The sequence below is a fragment of the Acinetobacter portensis genome (assembly GCF_010646905.1).
Lineage (GTDB): Bacteria > Pseudomonadota > Gammaproteobacteria > Pseudomonadales > Moraxellaceae > Acinetobacter > Acinetobacter portensis.
This window is the reverse complement of the sequence record NZ_JAAARQ010000002.1, coordinates 1370207-1384875: the sequence shown is the minus strand read 5'-3', so window position 1 is coordinate 1384875 and position 14669 is coordinate 1370207. Positions and strand designations below refer to the sequence as shown.

Below are 14669 nucleotides of genomic sequence, written 5' to 3'. Positions count from 1 at the left end.
CTAAAACCGAATAACAGAGTGAAATTTCAATTAAGAAGTCGCTTTATTTCTTACAATAATTGGGCAAGCCTTAAATTGAGCAGACTGAACAATTGCCTCTTGCTGACCCAATAATTTAGAAATTTCAGTCTTTTTGGTATTTGAAGATTGTCCCATATTAACCGAAATGCTCGGACCAAAACCCCAACCACCACGCCCCCAACCACCGCCTAAACCAACACCAACACCCATACCTGTACGTTTTTCAGGTTGTACGCCATTGTCTAAATGTTGTTGAATTCGATTATATTCCGCTTGAAGTTGTTGACAGTTTAACGCTTGAAACTGAGTTGGTGAAACATAAGTCGGCTTAGTGGTCGTTGCACATGCACCTAAAAAAACAGTACTAGTTGCAAGTAAAATAAGTGGGAGTACTTTCATATTATTATCTCAAATGTTGTTCTAGCTCATTGAACAATAATTTATAGGCCTGCGTCAATTTATGTTCTGCCGCTAAATGGATAAGTGGTAGATTTTTATGATGAGATTCTTTCATTATGACAGATGGTGGCAACATACTTGCCAACACAGGTAAACCTTCATCTTTTAATTGCTGAACCACTTCACGTGGTAGTTTTGCTTGATGTTGATATTGATTGACTACAATACCTTCTATAGCCAACTGATCATTATGATCATCTTGTGTTTCCAAAATATTTTCAATAAGCGTTTGCAATGCGCGTTTTGAAAATACATCACAGTCAAAAGGAATAAGCACCCGATCTGCTGCAATTAAGGCAGATAAAGTAAAAAAGTTAAATGCAGGCGGTGTATCTATAAACACTCGATCATAATGCCCTTCTAATTGTTGCAAGGCATCTCTGAGTTTATAAATTTTATGTTTCGACTCTAATGCATGTGCTAACGCGCCTAAACTAGGGCTTGCAGGAATCACATCTAAATTTTTAAAAGGCGATTGATGTACAAAAGCCTCTAGCCCCTTAGATCTATTTTTTAAAAGATTGTTTAAGGTATTTCCAATTAAACCCTTCGTTTGATTTGCACCCAAAATCTCATCAAAATAATTTTCTATATTGGGCTCTAAAGCAGGCTTATCTGTTGAATATGTTGCATCATCACCTAATAAGTACTGACTAGAATTGGCTTGAGGGTCTAAATCGATAACAAGCGTGTTAAAGCCATGATGTGCGCTAATTGCCGCTAAATTAACGGTAATACTCGATTTTCCGACACCACCTTTTTGGTTAAAAATCACTCTGGTTAGCATATCCACTTCCCCCATTTATTTTTATTTCATGCATGTAGTTTAACCTACATGCATTTTGACCAAGAAGAAAGTGTCTAACAATTACCCAAAGACAGGTTTCAGCAAAACTAATCCATAAATTGAAATAAAAGCAACCAAAGCAATGCCCCAACCTGCTTTACGCTGAATCAATAAAATCGCGTCATCTTTTTTATAAGCTTTCATTAAAGACGAAAGCATAACCAAGAACAAAACCACTTTTGCATAAAACCAAGTTTCAACTTGGAAATTATTCATTGCTAATAAAGTTATGCCTGTAATCACAACAAGTGTTAAAGATGTATGTTGAATGGCAACAAATAACTTTCTAAAAGATGGATTCGGCTGATTCCCTTGCGTACCTTTAAATAAAGTCGTTGAACGAGCAACAATGACCATAAAAAGCAATGCAATACCCACAACATGAATTGTGCTTATAACAGTAGGGTTCATCTAGAAATTCCTCTTATGATGTTTTAGGTGCATGCGCACATTCCGGACTAGATGTATCTTGGTTTTTCCACTCTTCAGCAATAAATGCATGAATGGCCAAAGCATGAATATTTCCTGCACCCAAAAGCTCACCCACAACTGCATATACTTTTTGATGGCGCTGAACTAAACGCAAACCTGTAAAACACTCACTCACAATAACAACTTTAAAGTGCGATTCTTTGCCAGGGAAATACCCACCATGCCCTGAAGACTCATTCACAATATCCAAATAGCTGGGTGCTAAAGTTTGTAAACGCTCATTGAGTTGTTGTTCCAAGCTCATATTTAACCTTTATATATTTAAACCATCTTCATATTGAGTATAACGTGTTCTGACATTTTCAATAAAAATTATAATAATGATTCTGTTCCATGTGGCTACACAACCAATCTCTGCATGTTTTTTACCCATATCCATCATGCTATACATAAAAATGGCTTTTATTTATGCAAACGATTAAAGTTTTTGAATAAAAATGTTGACCCTATTTTTGCTTACTGTATTATACACGGCATGCGGGAATAGCTCAGTTGGTAGAGCATAACCTTGCCAAGGTTGGGGTCGGGAGTTCGAGTCTCCTTTCCCGCTCAAATTTTTTTCATTTAGTTTTTTATTTAAAAAACTTTATAGACTCCGCGGGAATAGCTCAGTTGGTAGAGCATAACCTTGCCAAGGTTGGGGTCGGGAGTTCGAGTCTCCTTTCCCGCTCCAGATTTAAAAAGCCCTCATCGAAAGATGGGGGCTTTTTTATTGTTGATTTTATTATATTTTTTGAAAATTCCCCTTCTTTTGTTATTCGATTCAATAAAAAATATTCTTAATGTAATTTGTATTTTGTGACCAAGATGTGACCATGGCGTGCCCACGACAATAAAAATGGTCTCAATTGACCTTAAATGTCCTCAATCGATCACCACTTTCAGAGCTTTTTTGAAGGCAAAAAATCACCCTGTTCTCTTCCAAACAAGGTGTTTTTTACCAAATGATCAATAATTTGTGACCATTTCACTTTTTGATGTGACCATTTGTGACCAAACTACTCACTAACAGGTTGTTCTTTATTATCTTTTTCAAAAACAAATAAATCTCCCACCTGTACATCTAAATAATCGCAAATACGATCGATAGTCTCCAAATCAATTCGAGTCAATTCGCCATTATAAAGCTTATGCAAAGTTGTTTTATTAATGCCTGTACCACGAATTAAGTCAGCTACACGCATTTTTCTTTCAGCCAACAATATTGGTAGCTTACAAATAACCATTAATTTCTCCCCTAATACAATGAAAATTTAATTGCATTTAATTAAATTTGAGGTTATTTTAGGTCTAAGGATGAAAAATTACTTACATCCGATGAATTACGCCAGGAATACAATTATGTCATATACCTATCTCACAGCCCAGCAACTGGCTGAAAAAATCCAGTACGACGCTCGTACCATTCGCAACCAGCTGAAGGACAGTGTCTTTATTGAAGGTGTTCACTACATCCGTCCTTTTGGTGGTCGAAAAATTCTTTTTGTTTGGGAACGCATTGAAACTGAAATGCTTAAATTCACCGGTTTAAGCATGGATGCCTTGCAATAAGGCTTAGGAGGTTTAACTGATGGCTACCATCCGGGAACGAAGTGGCAAACTGATTGCCGACTTTCGCTACATGGGCATTCGTTGTAGAGAGACAACTAATCTTGAAGACAATGCTTATAACCGACGCATTTTGAAAAAACGTCTCGAACAGCTTGAAGCTGAAATTACTTTGGGAACTTTTGAATACGAAAAGTACTTTCCAAAAAGTAACCGTGTTGAGGAGTTTAAGGAAAAAAGAAGTCAGCAAATTGCTGTACAGACCAAAGTTCCTCTTTTTAAAGAGTTTACTGAATTGTGGTTTAAGCAGAAACAAGTTGAGTGGAGAACCTCATACCAGCAAAAGGTTTCAATTGTGATCAAAAACTATTTGATTCCTGCTTTTGGTAATCAGGTTCTCTCGAAAATCAAGAAGTCAGACTTGCTGAACTTCCGTGCCTCTCTCGCCAAAGTGACACACGGAAAAGATCAAACAAGTCTGAAAGCATCGAGGATCAATCAAATCATGACGCCTTTACGTATGATACTCAATGATGCGGCTGAACGATACGAGTTTGAGTCGCCTTATAAAAATATTAACAATCTGAAGGAAAGCAAGATTGAAGTCACACCTTTTTCTCTGGAAGAGGTGCATAAAATTCTTACCACAGTGCGTGAAGACTTCCGCCCCTATTACACCATTCGCTTTTTTACGGGTATGCGTACCAGTGAAATCGATGGTCTGCAATGGAAAAATATCGACTTACAGCGTCGTGAAATCCATATCAGAGAAGCGTTAGTGAATGGTGTGCTTGGTGGAACCAAAACTTATGGTTCTGACCGCACGATCCAGATGAATGACCGCGTTTACCAAGCCTTTCTGCAGCAGAAAAGCTTAAATAATGGTAAATCCAGTTTTGTCTTCTGTAATCGTGATGGTGGACCTCTCGATTATCGTCTGGTGAATAAACGTGTCTGGCATCCGATCTTGCGCTTTCTAGGATTGAAGTCTAGAAGAGCCTATCAAACACGTCATACAGCAGCAACTCTTTGGCTGTCGGCAGGAGAAAATCCAGAATGGATCGCACGTCAATTGGGACATTCAACGACTGAAATGCTATTCCGAGTCTATAGCCGTTACATCCCCAATGTTACGCGCCGCGATGGCAGTGCATTTGAAGCCATGCTGGAAAAACTAAATACAGAGGAGCTTGCACATGAATAGTAAAGCTTTCTTTGGTGGTGTGGTCGTCAGCCCTGAAGCAGATATTGTCGCTCGTGAATTAATCCATGAGCTACACATTCCCAAACTGCACAATCTGGCCTTTTTGCTGGAAATCAATAAATGCTTCGATGATCACCAAGCATTAAGACTCTGGCTACAGCGAATGCTGGATGAAGGGCAAGCCCATTACGATGACTTGGCCCAACAGGCGCGCCTCCGGTTAATGAGTCTCGGTCACTAATAAAAAACATACAAGGTCAACCAATCGATGACCTTAGCCCCTCTATACCCATAAAAAGGTAAACCCATGCATAAAGATATTTCAATTTGGATGCCACTCTATATTGGCGATTTACAGGCAAAATTCGCACGAATGACCGCAGAACAAATCGGTGCAGCACTGCTGTTAATGATGGATTTCTGGAAAAATGGTGCCATTCCTCATGACCTAGCTACTGTATGTAGCATCACAAAATTATCGCAACATACTAAGGCTAAAACTTTGTTGAATACGCTAATAGCCTTGGAATTGTTTGAAATCGAGTCCGAACAGATTCATTCAAATTTTTTAACCAGTTTAAAAAGCCAGGCATTACAAAATCAGCAAATGAAATCTGATAAAGCTAAAAATGCAGCACAAGCACGCTGGAATAAATCCGCAAGTAATGCTCAAGCATCTAACAAGCAAATGCAAAAAAATGCTCAAGCATCCTCTGAGGATAGCTCAGGCATTGCTCCGACCAAGCTCAAGCAATGCCCTTCATCTTCATCTTCATCTTCATCTTCATCTTCATCTTCAAATTTTGAAGAAAAAAATGAGAGTTTTTTAAAAAATTCAAAATGGATTTAGGAGAACAACCATGAACACCATGCTTAAAACGCTCCAAATTTGCGCAGAAGCAACAGAAACACTTTGCCCTACCCATAACCTACCCTTGATGGAAATTGCCGGTCACAGGCTCTGTAAATTGTGTACCAAAGAAAAAGTCCATCACTCACATGCAGCCTATGAGAATGAACTGCAACAGCGATTGCTACAACAGAAAATTAAAAATTCAGGGCTCAATAAACGTTACCTGGATCGTGGCTTCAAGAATTATGTAATTGCATGTCCTGCACAAGACAATGCCGTCAAACTATGTCAGGCTTTTGCACAGCAGATTATTTCTGACCACAACCCGAACATGTTGATGATTGGTACACCAGGTACAGGTAAAACCCATCTGAGTGCATCAATCATTCGCAACATTATGCATAACAGTACAAAATCTGCACGCTACTATACCAGTGCAGAAATTGCTCAAAAAATGATGGACACCTGGTCAGATGCTTCACGCTCTGAAAAGGAAGTCATCGACCATTTCTCCAGTTTTGATTTATTAGTGATTGATGAATATGGCCTGCATGACCGGCATGAAAAACGTCTAGAAATGGTACATAAGGTTTTATATAGCCGTTATGACAGTATGAAGTCGACTCTGCTAATTTCCAATTTCACAGTCCAAAATATGCAGCGGGATTTAGGTGTCCGATTATGGTCACGATTACATGAAAACAATTTGATTGTAGTACCGTGTTATTGGGATGATCGACGAATAAGCGGATAGCCAAACTCTTTGCTCAAGCCAATTATCTTCCGAGATAATTGGCTTTTTATAATTAGATTTTTCAAAATTGCATTAATTGCATATTGAACCGTACCGGGTTTGTCGGAGACTTTTTTATTTAAGTTAGGCTACTTGACCTAACGGGTTCATCTTATCATAGTAGATTGCTTCAAACTCTTTACTGATAAAGATTTATGGAAACTCGTAGATGAACCGTACCGGGTCAGTGTTCCACAGTTTTCATAAGATAAATAATTATAGTCGCCAATTTCAACTGAGTTCCTCTCCGGCTTTTAAATAGCGGTATACCGCTTGGCGGCTAATTCCAAATGCCTGGCCTAATGCCATTTTTGAAGGATACTGCCCTTCCTTCCATGCTTGTCGCAAAGCTTCAGCTTTATCAGGCTTCAATTTATGTACCCGGCCTTTGTACTTCCCTTGAACAGAGGCGAGTTTAATTCCTTCCTTTTGCCTTTCCAGAATGATTTCACGTTCAAATTGCGCAAAAGCACCCATCAGTTGCAGCATCAAATTATCCATCGGCGTGGATTGGGCAGTAAAAGTAATATTCTCTTTTACAAACTGGATAGCGATCCCTCTTTTGACCAGTTTATCTACTTCAGTGACCAAATCTTTTAGACTTCGTGCAAAACGATCCATGGAATGTACAATCACCCTGTCCCCTTCCCGGACATAGTTCAACATTTCTTGAAATTTCGGTCGGTCGGTATTTTTGGCACTGTTGCAAATAGTGATTTGAGTCGATGATGTTCCCTTTAAAAAGTGCTTAGAGACCGAAAACCCTGTTGATTAGACACACTTCACCCTGAGGCTGACCATAATAAAATGACGATGCTTGTCCTTTACGTAGTGCACGCATGACTTCAATACCTTTAATTGTGGCATAAGCCGTCTTCATAGATTTGAATCCTAATGTGGCCCTGATGATTCGCTTTAACTTACCATGATCACATTCAATGACATTATTTTTATACTTAATCTGCCTGTGCTCAATATCTACTGGACATTTTCCTTCTCGCTTTAATCGTGATAAAGCATGGCCATAGGTCGCTGCTTTATCTGTATTGATGACCCGTGGAATTTGCCATTTTTTCACCGTATTGAAGATCTTTCCTAGAAAACTATAGGCTGATTTACTGTTCCGTCTAGCGGAAAGGTAAAAGTCAATCGTATGACCCCGTTGATCAACTGCACGATACAGGTAAGTCCATCGTCCCTTCACTTTGATATAAGTCTCATCCATATGCCATGAATGTAAATCTGTAGGATTACGCCAATACCAGCGTAACCGTTTTTCCATTTCTGGAGCATAACGCTGAACCCAACGATAAATTGTACTGTGATCCACATTTATGCCTCGTTCAGCGAGCATTTCTTGAAGTTCACGATAGCTGATGCCATATTTACAATACCAACGAACAGCCCAAAGAATGATTTCACCTTGAAAGTGCCGACCGTGGAAGGGATTCATCTGCTGTATCTCGAAATAAATAAGATATTTAGCTTATCATGTCAGCCTATTTGCAACAGTGCCCCTGCATGAACTATCTTATTTAGCAAATCAGGGTGAAAGCTATGAGGAGTTAGCTATTAAAATTAAAGATATGTTGCGAGATCAACAACAACAGAAGCAATTATTCCCTTACTTAAAAAACTTAGGTTTCAAACCTTGAGTGTATTGAAGAATACACTTATTGTATTCTTCAATACGTATCGTAAATACACAGTAATACACTATGAAAACAAGTACAAAATACAGTGTGAGTGATGCAGCAACACTCTATAAAAAATCAAGAGCAACACTTTATAAAGACTTGAAAAATGGAACTTTAAGTCGGGATCATGATGGTTTTATCGACTTTTCAGAATTACTTCGTGTGTATGGTGAGCCATTTGTTGGAAATCACCAAAAACGCACCGATACGTCTTCAATACAAAGTTCGAATACACCTGAATACAATGAAAATACAGTTATAGAACTCAAGAATCAGATAGACTTTTTAAAGAAACAATTAGAAAAAGCGGAAGATAGGGAAGCGAAAGCTAATTCTCGCATTGATACTCTTCTTACGCTTATTGAGATGAAGCCATCCCAAACAATGACAGATCAGAATGATCACGCTGAATCTAATATAGAACTAGATAAAGTAGAAATACAGGCTAAACATGACGGATTGACTACTAATCAAGACATCAAGAAACCTATTCCAGTACCTGAATACATTGAACCTGAGCGTAAAAAACGAGGTTTGTTTGGTCGAGTTTTACATGCCGTTTTGAGTGATGATTAGAGTTGACATTGTTCACTGGTATTAAACAAACTCGTGGAACATTGGTTAATAATTGCTCGTGGAACGTGATAAATCATTAAAAAAGCCCAGATCGGTAGGTCTGGGCTTTTTGCTATATGATAAGACTATGATTTATATGAAATAAAAATTTGCATTTCGTATAAGGTGTATTATGTTAATTTTAATAATTCTTAAAAAACTGCTTATTATGTTCTAAATTTTTTAAGTTGGGTATTAGGTAGGAATAAAGTAAAAATTCCTAATAAAGGTAAATATGAACATAGTGTAAATACCCATTCTATGCCGTTTCTATCAGCTAGGTATCCTAAACCAGCTGCTGCTATACCACTTACACCAAACATTAAACCAAACATTAGGCCAGCAATCATCCCAACACGCCCAGGAACCGCTTCTTGTGCATATACGACCATTGCAGAAAATGCAGATGACATAATTAAACCCGCCATAATCGCGAGAATACATGTCCAAAATAAATTTGCATAAGGAATGAATATAGCGAATGGAGCCATTCCTAAAAACGAAATCCAAATAACTGCTTTACGTCCAATACGATCACCAATAGGGCCACCAAAAAATGTACCAAAAGCAACGGCTGCCAAAAAAGCAAATAAATATAATTGAGCACTCTGAATTGGAAGGTTAAATTTTTCAATTAAATAAAAAGTATAGTAATTGCTGATGCTTGCGATATAAGTAAACTTTACAAGCATTAGTATAGAAATAATTATGAGAGCTCGAACTAAGGTACTGCCATGTAATTTAAAACTTGTGATAGATGTTGTTTTGCTAATTTGAGTTTTCGCATGATGAATAGTCCATTTACTCACTTTAAATAAAACAAAAATTGCAATTAAAGCAAATAACACCAACCAGGATGCTGAAGCTTGACCGTTAGGAACGATAATAATAGCAGCCAACAATGGACCAATTGCAGACCCAGTATTACCACCAACTTGAAAAGTCGATTGAGCTGTACCAAATCGACCACCAGAAGCCATACGTGCAACACGAGAAGCTTCAGGATGAAAAGTTGATGAACCAACCCCAATTAGTGACGCAGAGACAAGTAGCATATAAAAACTACTAGAAAATGCGAGCATTACAATCCCTATCAAGGTAACTACCATTCCTAAAGGCAGAAGATAAGGTTTGGGATATTTATCAGTATATAAGCCGATCCAAGGTTGCAATAATGAGGCTGTAATTTGGTAGACCAATGAAATTAGACCGATTTGCGTAAAACTTAATGAAAAATTATCTTTTAGTAATGGATAAATAGCCGGTAAAGCAGCTTGAATTAAATCATTGAGTAAATGTGCGAAAGCGACAGCAAAAATAATATGATTTACCATTTTCGGCACCAAGTTGGTAACTTCAACTTGTGTGTTTTCCTTTATCTGAATAGGTGGTTGCATGAAATACCTTACGTGCCTTAAACCCTTAATAATTACTATTATAATCTGTCATATTGACGGCTATATGCCAAAAATCATTCTATAAGTGACAATATAAAGAGTTAATAACAATATTTTTTAAGGAAGGATTGGATTGATTTCTACATTAATAATTTCTATGGGATCAGAGCATGATTATGGAAGTGTTATTCCTCCTCATACTCATAATCGTGCGCAATTGCTTTATGCATCTAAAGGTGAAATACGCGTTCATACTGCAGAAAATATTTGGTTAATCCCTCCACGATGTGCTTTATGGATTCCAGCATTTGTTGAACATAGTGTTACGTCATTAAGTGATGTACGCTTAAGTACAGCCTTAGTTGAACAAAATGCTGCAAACATTTTAGGAGATAAATGTTTTCTAGTTAGAATGACTAATTTATTGAAAGAATTAGTTTTGAGACTGAATCAGCTTGATGAAATGCAACAAAATGGAATGCTATATAGTGAAGATTTACAAAAATCACTGCAATTACTTATTTTTGAAGAAATTAAACAATCTCCTACCTTCCCAATAGAAATCCCTTGGCCTAAAGATAAACGCCTAGTTTTAATTTGTGAGCAATTAATTAAGCATCCAAAGCATTCTAAAGATTTGAATACTTGGTCCAGTATAATTGGAACCAGTTCAAGAACTTTAATCAGACTATTTAAAAAAGAAACTGGACTATCTTATAGAGGATGGATCCAACAAATGCATATTGTATTAGCATTGAGTCAATTAGCACAGGGGCAAGCTATATCGCATATAGCCACATTATTAGGGTATACAAGTACAAGTGCATTTAGTGCTATGTTTAAACGCCATTTAGGCTATTCTCCTCAAAAATTTAAATAAAATTCCATCAAATCAATCTCTATTTAACATAATGGGCATTATACGAAGTACACTTGTATATTAATTTAAATATCAACCACTTAATAAAAATAGAAAAATCCAAGAATGCCCAAAAAGCCGATTTTGAAACAAGTCGGCTTTTTTATGAGCAGTTTTGATAGTTCTTGCCAATAAAATTGATCAACATTTGATCAAGATGAAAATTTTCTCAATGTTCCCGGTCTTCCCAGAGCCAAAAATATCCCCAATTTCTGCGGATAAAAAGGGGACAGTTTTTAGCCGGTCTTGTACGCATTTGCTTACGTGAATTACGGCCCTTTGCGGCTATACGATCTGGCTGCAATTTCCTATGATGGATTCATCAGGAACAGGAAGTTCCACACAATAATAAGAACATAGATACGCACAAGGACAGTAAGGTACGACAGGAGTTATACCGAGCGAACCAATACGAAAAACCCCGACAGGATGTCGGGGTTTTTTATTGCCTATCCTTTCTCATTTGCAAAACAAACATAATGCCCCTAAAATATAGACTATAATCTATATTCTGGTTGTGGTATGTGGACAGTCATTACGACAGATCTATTTAATCAGTGGCTTGAACAGCAAGATGAACCTACACAAGAGAAGGTCCTAGCTGCCCTGGTTGTTCTACAGCAGCAGGGACCGAGTTTAGGCCGTCCTTTAGTAGATACTGTGTATGAGTCTAAATTTACCAATATGAAAGAACTGCGTGTTCAACATCGCGGTAGACCCTTAAGAGCTTTCTTCGCATTTGATCCCTTACGACAGGCTATTGTTCTATGTATTGCTGATAAAGGCGGTAAAAAGCGTTTTTATAAAGACATGCTGGATATTGCAGATGAACAATACCAACTTCATCTCACTACCCTAGGAGATAAATCTAATGGCTAAGACTCTGCAAGAATTGTTAGCTAGCCGCTCTCCAGAGAGCCAAGCCCGTATTCAAAAAATGGCTGATGAATTACTGCTAGAAAATCAGCTTCATCTTATTCGTGAAGAACTCGAAATTTCTCAAAAAGAGCTTGCTGAAACTTTGGGAATAAAACAGCCATCGCTTTCAGCAATAGAAAATCGTGGCAATGATCTTAAGATTTCAACCATGAAAAAGTATGTTGAGGCAATGGGTGGGAAGCTCCGTATTGATGTAGAGCTTCCAACAGGAAAACATATAGGATTCAACGTTTAACAATAAAAATGGGAGCTATAGGCTCCCATTTTTAGATTCGTATAACGTTGAACCCAACGGTAAATAGTCGTGTGATCAACATTCACACCCCGTTCGGCCAGCATTTCCTGCAGTTCACGATAGCTAATGCCATATTTACAATACCAGCGCACAGCCCAAAGAATGATTTCGCCCTGAAAATGCCGACCATGGAAAGGATTCATATGCTGCACCTTTAGCTAAAACAGTCTTCAGCTTACCATTCGTGGTTATTTGCAACAGTGCCACTTGGGTGGTCTGCCTTTAGCTGGAACATGCTTCTGCAATTGCTCAACCATTTAAATAAAAGGTTGACCATGAGATGCCTGTATATCGCTTAAACTGTGTTTCAGAAAGCTTCTTTGAATCAATGTATTTCATCCGCAGATTATGCACGAATGCTAAGAAAATTAGAGTACAAATATCAATCAAAAAGGTGCTCGTTTTTTGATTTATGAAAGAGATCTATTATTCAATTATATCTTTTAATGATCAATAGAAAGCCTAGTTTCAAACACATTCTTCAGACACAAACAAATATGATCAAAATAGAGTGATTACTCTATAAAATAATAAAATCAATTACTTAAATCATATTTTATTTTAAAAAAATACAAATGTGTATTAAAAATAACCATTACTTACATTTTTTTGATTACAAAATATAATGAGTAAATTGCTTCCCATTTCATACATTTTTCATATATAAAAAGTCATACTATTTTTAAGGTTTTTCTAAATCACATTTTATACTTCATAGTTTTTAACATCATTATTAAAGGTGAACCATGCAAAAGAAGAAGCGCACCCCATTAGACGCACAACAGTCCCATCTTTGGATTATTGGTGGTGGTATCGCAGGTATGGCTGCTGCTGCATTTGCAATCCGTGATGCCAAAGTCCCTGCCAAAAATATCCATATTTTAGAAGAACTCGATATTTCAGGTGGTTCGATGGATGGTGGACATACACCGCATGCCGCGCAAGCTTGGGTAACACGTGGTGGGCGAATGCTGACCGATGAAACTTATTTGTGCCTATGGGACTTATTTTCCAGTATTCCATCTTTGGAAAATCCAGACATTTCGGTGCGTGAAGAATGTCGTGAGTTTAATGAAAAAGTGAAAACCCACGCCAATGCACGGTTGATTGATGCCGAACATGTCATTGCGGATGCAGCAAAGCTTGGTCTGAATACGCTACATCGTGCACAGATGCTGCGCCTATTAGCTTCAAAAGAAGAAAAAATTGGCAGTCGCCGCATTGATGAGTTTTTTGATGAAACCTTTTTTGAAACCAATTTCTGGCGCATGTGGCGCACGACTTTCGCTTTTCAAAAATGGCACAGTGCAGCAGAGTTAAGACGCTATTTCTTGCGTTTTATTCAAGAATTGCCACGCATTCATACCTTAGCGGGTGTGAAACGTACCAAGTACAACCAATATGACTCGATGATTCTGCCCCTACAGCGTTGGTTAGTCGCACAAGGCGTCGATGTGCGTTTTGGACACTATGTCACAGATGCAGACTTCATTACCAATGCTGAAACTCAAGAACGCTACGCTTCACGCCTATATGTACAATTGCCTGAAGGCTCAGAGCAAATTAATCTGAAAGCCAATGATTTAGCTATTTTCACTTTAGGCTCTATTACAGCAGACTCACGTTATGGCGGTAATCATGACGTGCCTGCCCTTATTCGTCATCGAGAAGATCATGGCTGGACGCTTTGGGAAACGCTGGCACAAAAAGCCCCAGACTTTGGCCGTCCAATGACTTTTTATGGCAATGTCGATGAACATAAGTGGGAGTCTTTCACTCTGACCATGAAAGATGACGTGCTACTTAAACGTATTATTGACTATACAGGCAATGAACCAGGCACAGGCGCACTCATGACTTGGTATGAGTCGGGTTGGCATTTATCCATCGTGGTTCCTGCACAGCCACACTTTGCCGACTTACCTGAAGGTTTATATACCTTATGGGGCTACGGTTTCCAAATTGACCATATAGGCGATTACATCAAAAAACCAATGTCCGAAGCCACGGGGCAAGAAATCCTAACAGAACTGATTAAACAGCTCGGTTTTGACGACATTTTAGATCATGTTTTGGCAACGACTGATGTTACTACCGCCATGATGCCATACGCCTCTGCCCTATTCGCCTGCCGTAAACCGGGGGATCGTCCACAGGTAATTCCACAAGGCTCACAAAACTTTGCTTTCCTTGGACAGTTTGTGGAAATTGAAGATGACGTGGTCTTTACTGTGGAATATTCAGTTCGTGGGGCGATGCTTGCCATTTATGAATTTTTTGGGGTGGAACGTGAAATCCCTGAAATTTACAACGGTCTACTTGATCCCAAAGTGGGTTTAAAAGCTTTAGAAACAGTGTTCCACTAAGTTTTTAATATATAGCGATAAGAGCACCTTTATGTCGCCACTATTACATAGTTTAATTTAAGCAACGTTTGGATACACGAGTGTGGCAGGGATGCCACACGTTATCCATCATAATAGGGATGTTATGTATGGGTAACAAAGGCTTTTGCTTTCTTTTGGCTTATCAAAAGTAAGGGTATTGCCTACACAAACACCTTTTATACTTTATTGAAAGTTGAGGCCGT

General features: G+C 38.2%; 17 protein-coding genes, 2 tRNA genes and 3 pseudogenes. 13 read left to right on the top strand and 9 right to left on the bottom strand.

From position 1 onward, the window contains the following. Window positions 1-30: 30 nt before the first annotated feature. The 4 genes from GTK57_RS06590 to GTK57_RS06575 form a co-directional block, all read right to left on the bottom strand. Entirely contained in the window at window positions 31-420 is a 390-nt protein-coding gene (locus tag GTK57_RS06590; protein ID WP_152874232.1) for a hypothetical protein, read from the bottom strand. Window positions 421-424: 4 nt separating this feature from the next. Continuing rightward, window positions 425-1267 (bottom strand): ParA family protein, encoded by an 843-nt coding sequence (locus tag GTK57_RS06585; RefSeq protein WP_152874231.1) that lies wholly within the window; start codon window positions 1265-1267, stop codon window positions 425-427. Window positions 1268-1348: 81 nt separating this feature from the next. Continuing rightward, the gene (locus GTK57_RS06580; protein WP_152874230.1) at window positions 1349-1738 is read right to left on the bottom strand and encodes a SirB2 family protein; all 390 of its coding nucleotides are present in this window, start codon (window positions 1736-1738) and stop codon (window positions 1349-1351) included. 13 nt (window positions 1739-1751) lie between these two features. Further along, complete coding sequence (locus tag GTK57_RS06575) at window positions 1752-2063, bottom strand: BolA family protein (protein ID WP_152874229.1); 312 nt, start codon at window positions 2061-2063, stop codon at window positions 1752-1754. A 233-nt stretch (window positions 2064-2296) separates the two neighbouring features. Here GTK57_RS06575 and GTK57_RS06570 point away from each other — a divergent pair. Both GTK57_RS06570 and GTK57_RS06565 read left to right on the top strand, forming a co-directional pair. Then, window positions 2297-2369, top strand: a tRNA-Gly gene (locus GTK57_RS06570). A 47-nt stretch (window positions 2370-2416) separates the two neighbouring features. Beyond that, window positions 2417-2492 (top strand) — tRNA-Gly (locus tag GTK57_RS06565). 325 nt (window positions 2493-2817) lie between these two features. On the opposite strand, the gene GTK57_RS06560 is transcribed toward GTK57_RS06565, so the two are convergent. Then, the gene (locus GTK57_RS06560) at window positions 2818-3045 is read right to left on the bottom strand and encodes a helix-turn-helix domain-containing protein (protein WP_017482406.1); all 228 of its coding nucleotides are present in this window, start codon (window positions 3043-3045) and stop codon (window positions 2818-2820) included. A gap of 115 nt (window positions 3046-3160) precedes the next feature. Here GTK57_RS06560 and GTK57_RS06555 point away from each other — a divergent pair, with 115 nt between their 5' ends. The 5 genes from GTK57_RS06555 to GTK57_RS06535 all read left to right on the top strand — a co-directional run bounded on the left by GTK57_RS06555 (window position 3161) and on the right by GTK57_RS06535 (window position 6178). Further along, window positions 3161-3370, top strand: coding sequence for a hypothetical protein (locus GTK57_RS06555; RefSeq protein ID WP_000122748.1), 210 nt, complete (start codon window positions 3161-3163; stop codon window positions 3368-3370). Between the two features lie 19 nt (window positions 3371-3389). Then, complete coding sequence (locus GTK57_RS06550; protein ID WP_071851248.1) at window positions 3390-4571, top strand: site-specific integrase; 1182 nt, start codon at window positions 3390-3392, stop codon at window positions 4569-4571. Then, entirely contained in the window at window positions 4564-4812 is a 249-nt protein-coding gene (locus tag GTK57_RS06545; RefSeq protein WP_163122008.1) for a hypothetical protein, read from the top strand. The genes GTK57_RS06550 and GTK57_RS06545 overlap by 8 nt, the downstream gene beginning before the upstream one ends. A 66-nt stretch (window positions 4813-4878) precedes the next feature. Then, window positions 4879-5421 (top strand): DUF1376 domain-containing protein, encoded by a 543-nt coding sequence (locus tag GTK57_RS06540; RefSeq protein WP_163122007.1) that lies wholly within the window; start codon window positions 4879-4881, stop codon window positions 5419-5421. A 10-nt stretch (window positions 5422-5431) separates the two neighbouring features. Continuing rightward, window positions 5432-6178 carry an ATP-binding protein gene (locus tag GTK57_RS06535; RefSeq protein ID WP_163122006.1) on the top strand — a complete coding sequence of 249 codons (747 nt, stop codon included), beginning with the start codon at window positions 5432-5434 and terminating at the stop codon, window positions 6176-6178. A gap of 270 nt (window positions 6179-6448) precedes the next feature. On the opposite strand, the pseudogene GTK57_RS06530 reads toward GTK57_RS06535, so the two are convergent. Both GTK57_RS06530 and GTK57_RS06525 read right to left on the bottom strand, forming a co-directional pair. After that, window positions 6449-6919, bottom strand: a pseudogene (locus GTK57_RS06530) (recombinase family protein); the annotation flags it as partial. Window positions 6920-6965: 46 nt separating this feature from the next. Continuing rightward, a complete protein-coding gene (locus tag GTK57_RS06525) occupies window positions 6966-7670 on the bottom strand; it encodes an IS6-like element IS1008 family transposase (protein ID WP_001067783.1) in 705 nt (234 codons plus the stop codon). A 64-nt stretch (window positions 7671-7734) separates the two neighbouring features. Here GTK57_RS06525 and GTK57_RS06520 point away from each other — a divergent pair. Together GTK57_RS06520 and GTK57_RS06515 are read left to right on the top strand one after the other, a co-directional pair. Continuing rightward, window positions 7735-7872: pseudogene (locus GTK57_RS06520) on the top strand (replication initiation protein RepM); the annotation flags it as partial. Between the two features lie 63 nt (window positions 7873-7935). Then, the gene (locus GTK57_RS06515) at window positions 7936-8490 is read left to right on the top strand and encodes a plasmid replication DNA-binding protein (RefSeq protein WP_163122005.1); all 555 of its coding nucleotides are present in this window, start codon (window positions 7936-7938) and stop codon (window positions 8488-8490) included. A 206-nt stretch (window positions 8491-8696) separates the two neighbouring features. Here GTK57_RS06515 and GTK57_RS06510 read toward each other — a convergent pair whose 3' ends face one another. Beyond that, a complete protein-coding gene (locus GTK57_RS06510; RefSeq protein WP_163122003.1) occupies window positions 8697-9926 on the bottom strand; it encodes an MFS transporter in 1230 nt (409 codons plus the stop codon). A gap of 157 nt (window positions 9927-10083) precedes the next feature. Here GTK57_RS06510 and GTK57_RS06505 point away from each other — a divergent pair, with 157 nt between their 5' ends. From GTK57_RS06505 to GTK57_RS06495, 3 genes are all read left to right on the top strand, one after another. Continuing rightward, window positions 10084-10806, top strand: coding sequence for an AraC family transcriptional regulator (locus tag GTK57_RS06505; protein WP_163124640.1), 723 nt, complete (start codon window positions 10084-10086; stop codon window positions 10804-10806). Between the two features lie 561 nt (window positions 10807-11367). Further along, window positions 11368-11724 (top strand): type II toxin-antitoxin system RelE/ParE family toxin, encoded by a 357-nt coding sequence (locus GTK57_RS06500; protein ID WP_004668307.1) that lies wholly within the window; start codon window positions 11368-11370, stop codon window positions 11722-11724. Then, window positions 11717-12019 carry a helix-turn-helix domain-containing protein gene (locus tag GTK57_RS06495; protein WP_001140620.1) on the top strand — a complete coding sequence of 101 codons (303 nt, stop codon included), beginning with the start codon at window positions 11717-11719 and terminating at the stop codon, window positions 12017-12019. The genes GTK57_RS06500 and GTK57_RS06495 overlap by 8 nt, the downstream gene beginning before the upstream one ends. Window positions 12020-12060: 41 nt before the next feature. Here the strand turns inward: GTK57_RS06495 and GTK57_RS06490 are convergent. Then, window positions 12061-12222: pseudogene (locus GTK57_RS06490) on the bottom strand (IS6 family transposase); the annotation flags it as partial. A 603-nt stretch (window positions 12223-12825) separates the two neighbouring features. Between GTK57_RS06490 and GTK57_RS06485 the strand changes: the two are divergent. Next, window positions 12826-14445 carry an oleate hydratase gene (locus tag GTK57_RS06485; RefSeq protein ID WP_004726755.1) on the top strand — a complete coding sequence of 540 codons (1620 nt, stop codon included), beginning with the start codon at window positions 12826-12828 and terminating at the stop codon, window positions 14443-14445. Window positions 14446-14669: the final 224 nt, after the last annotated feature.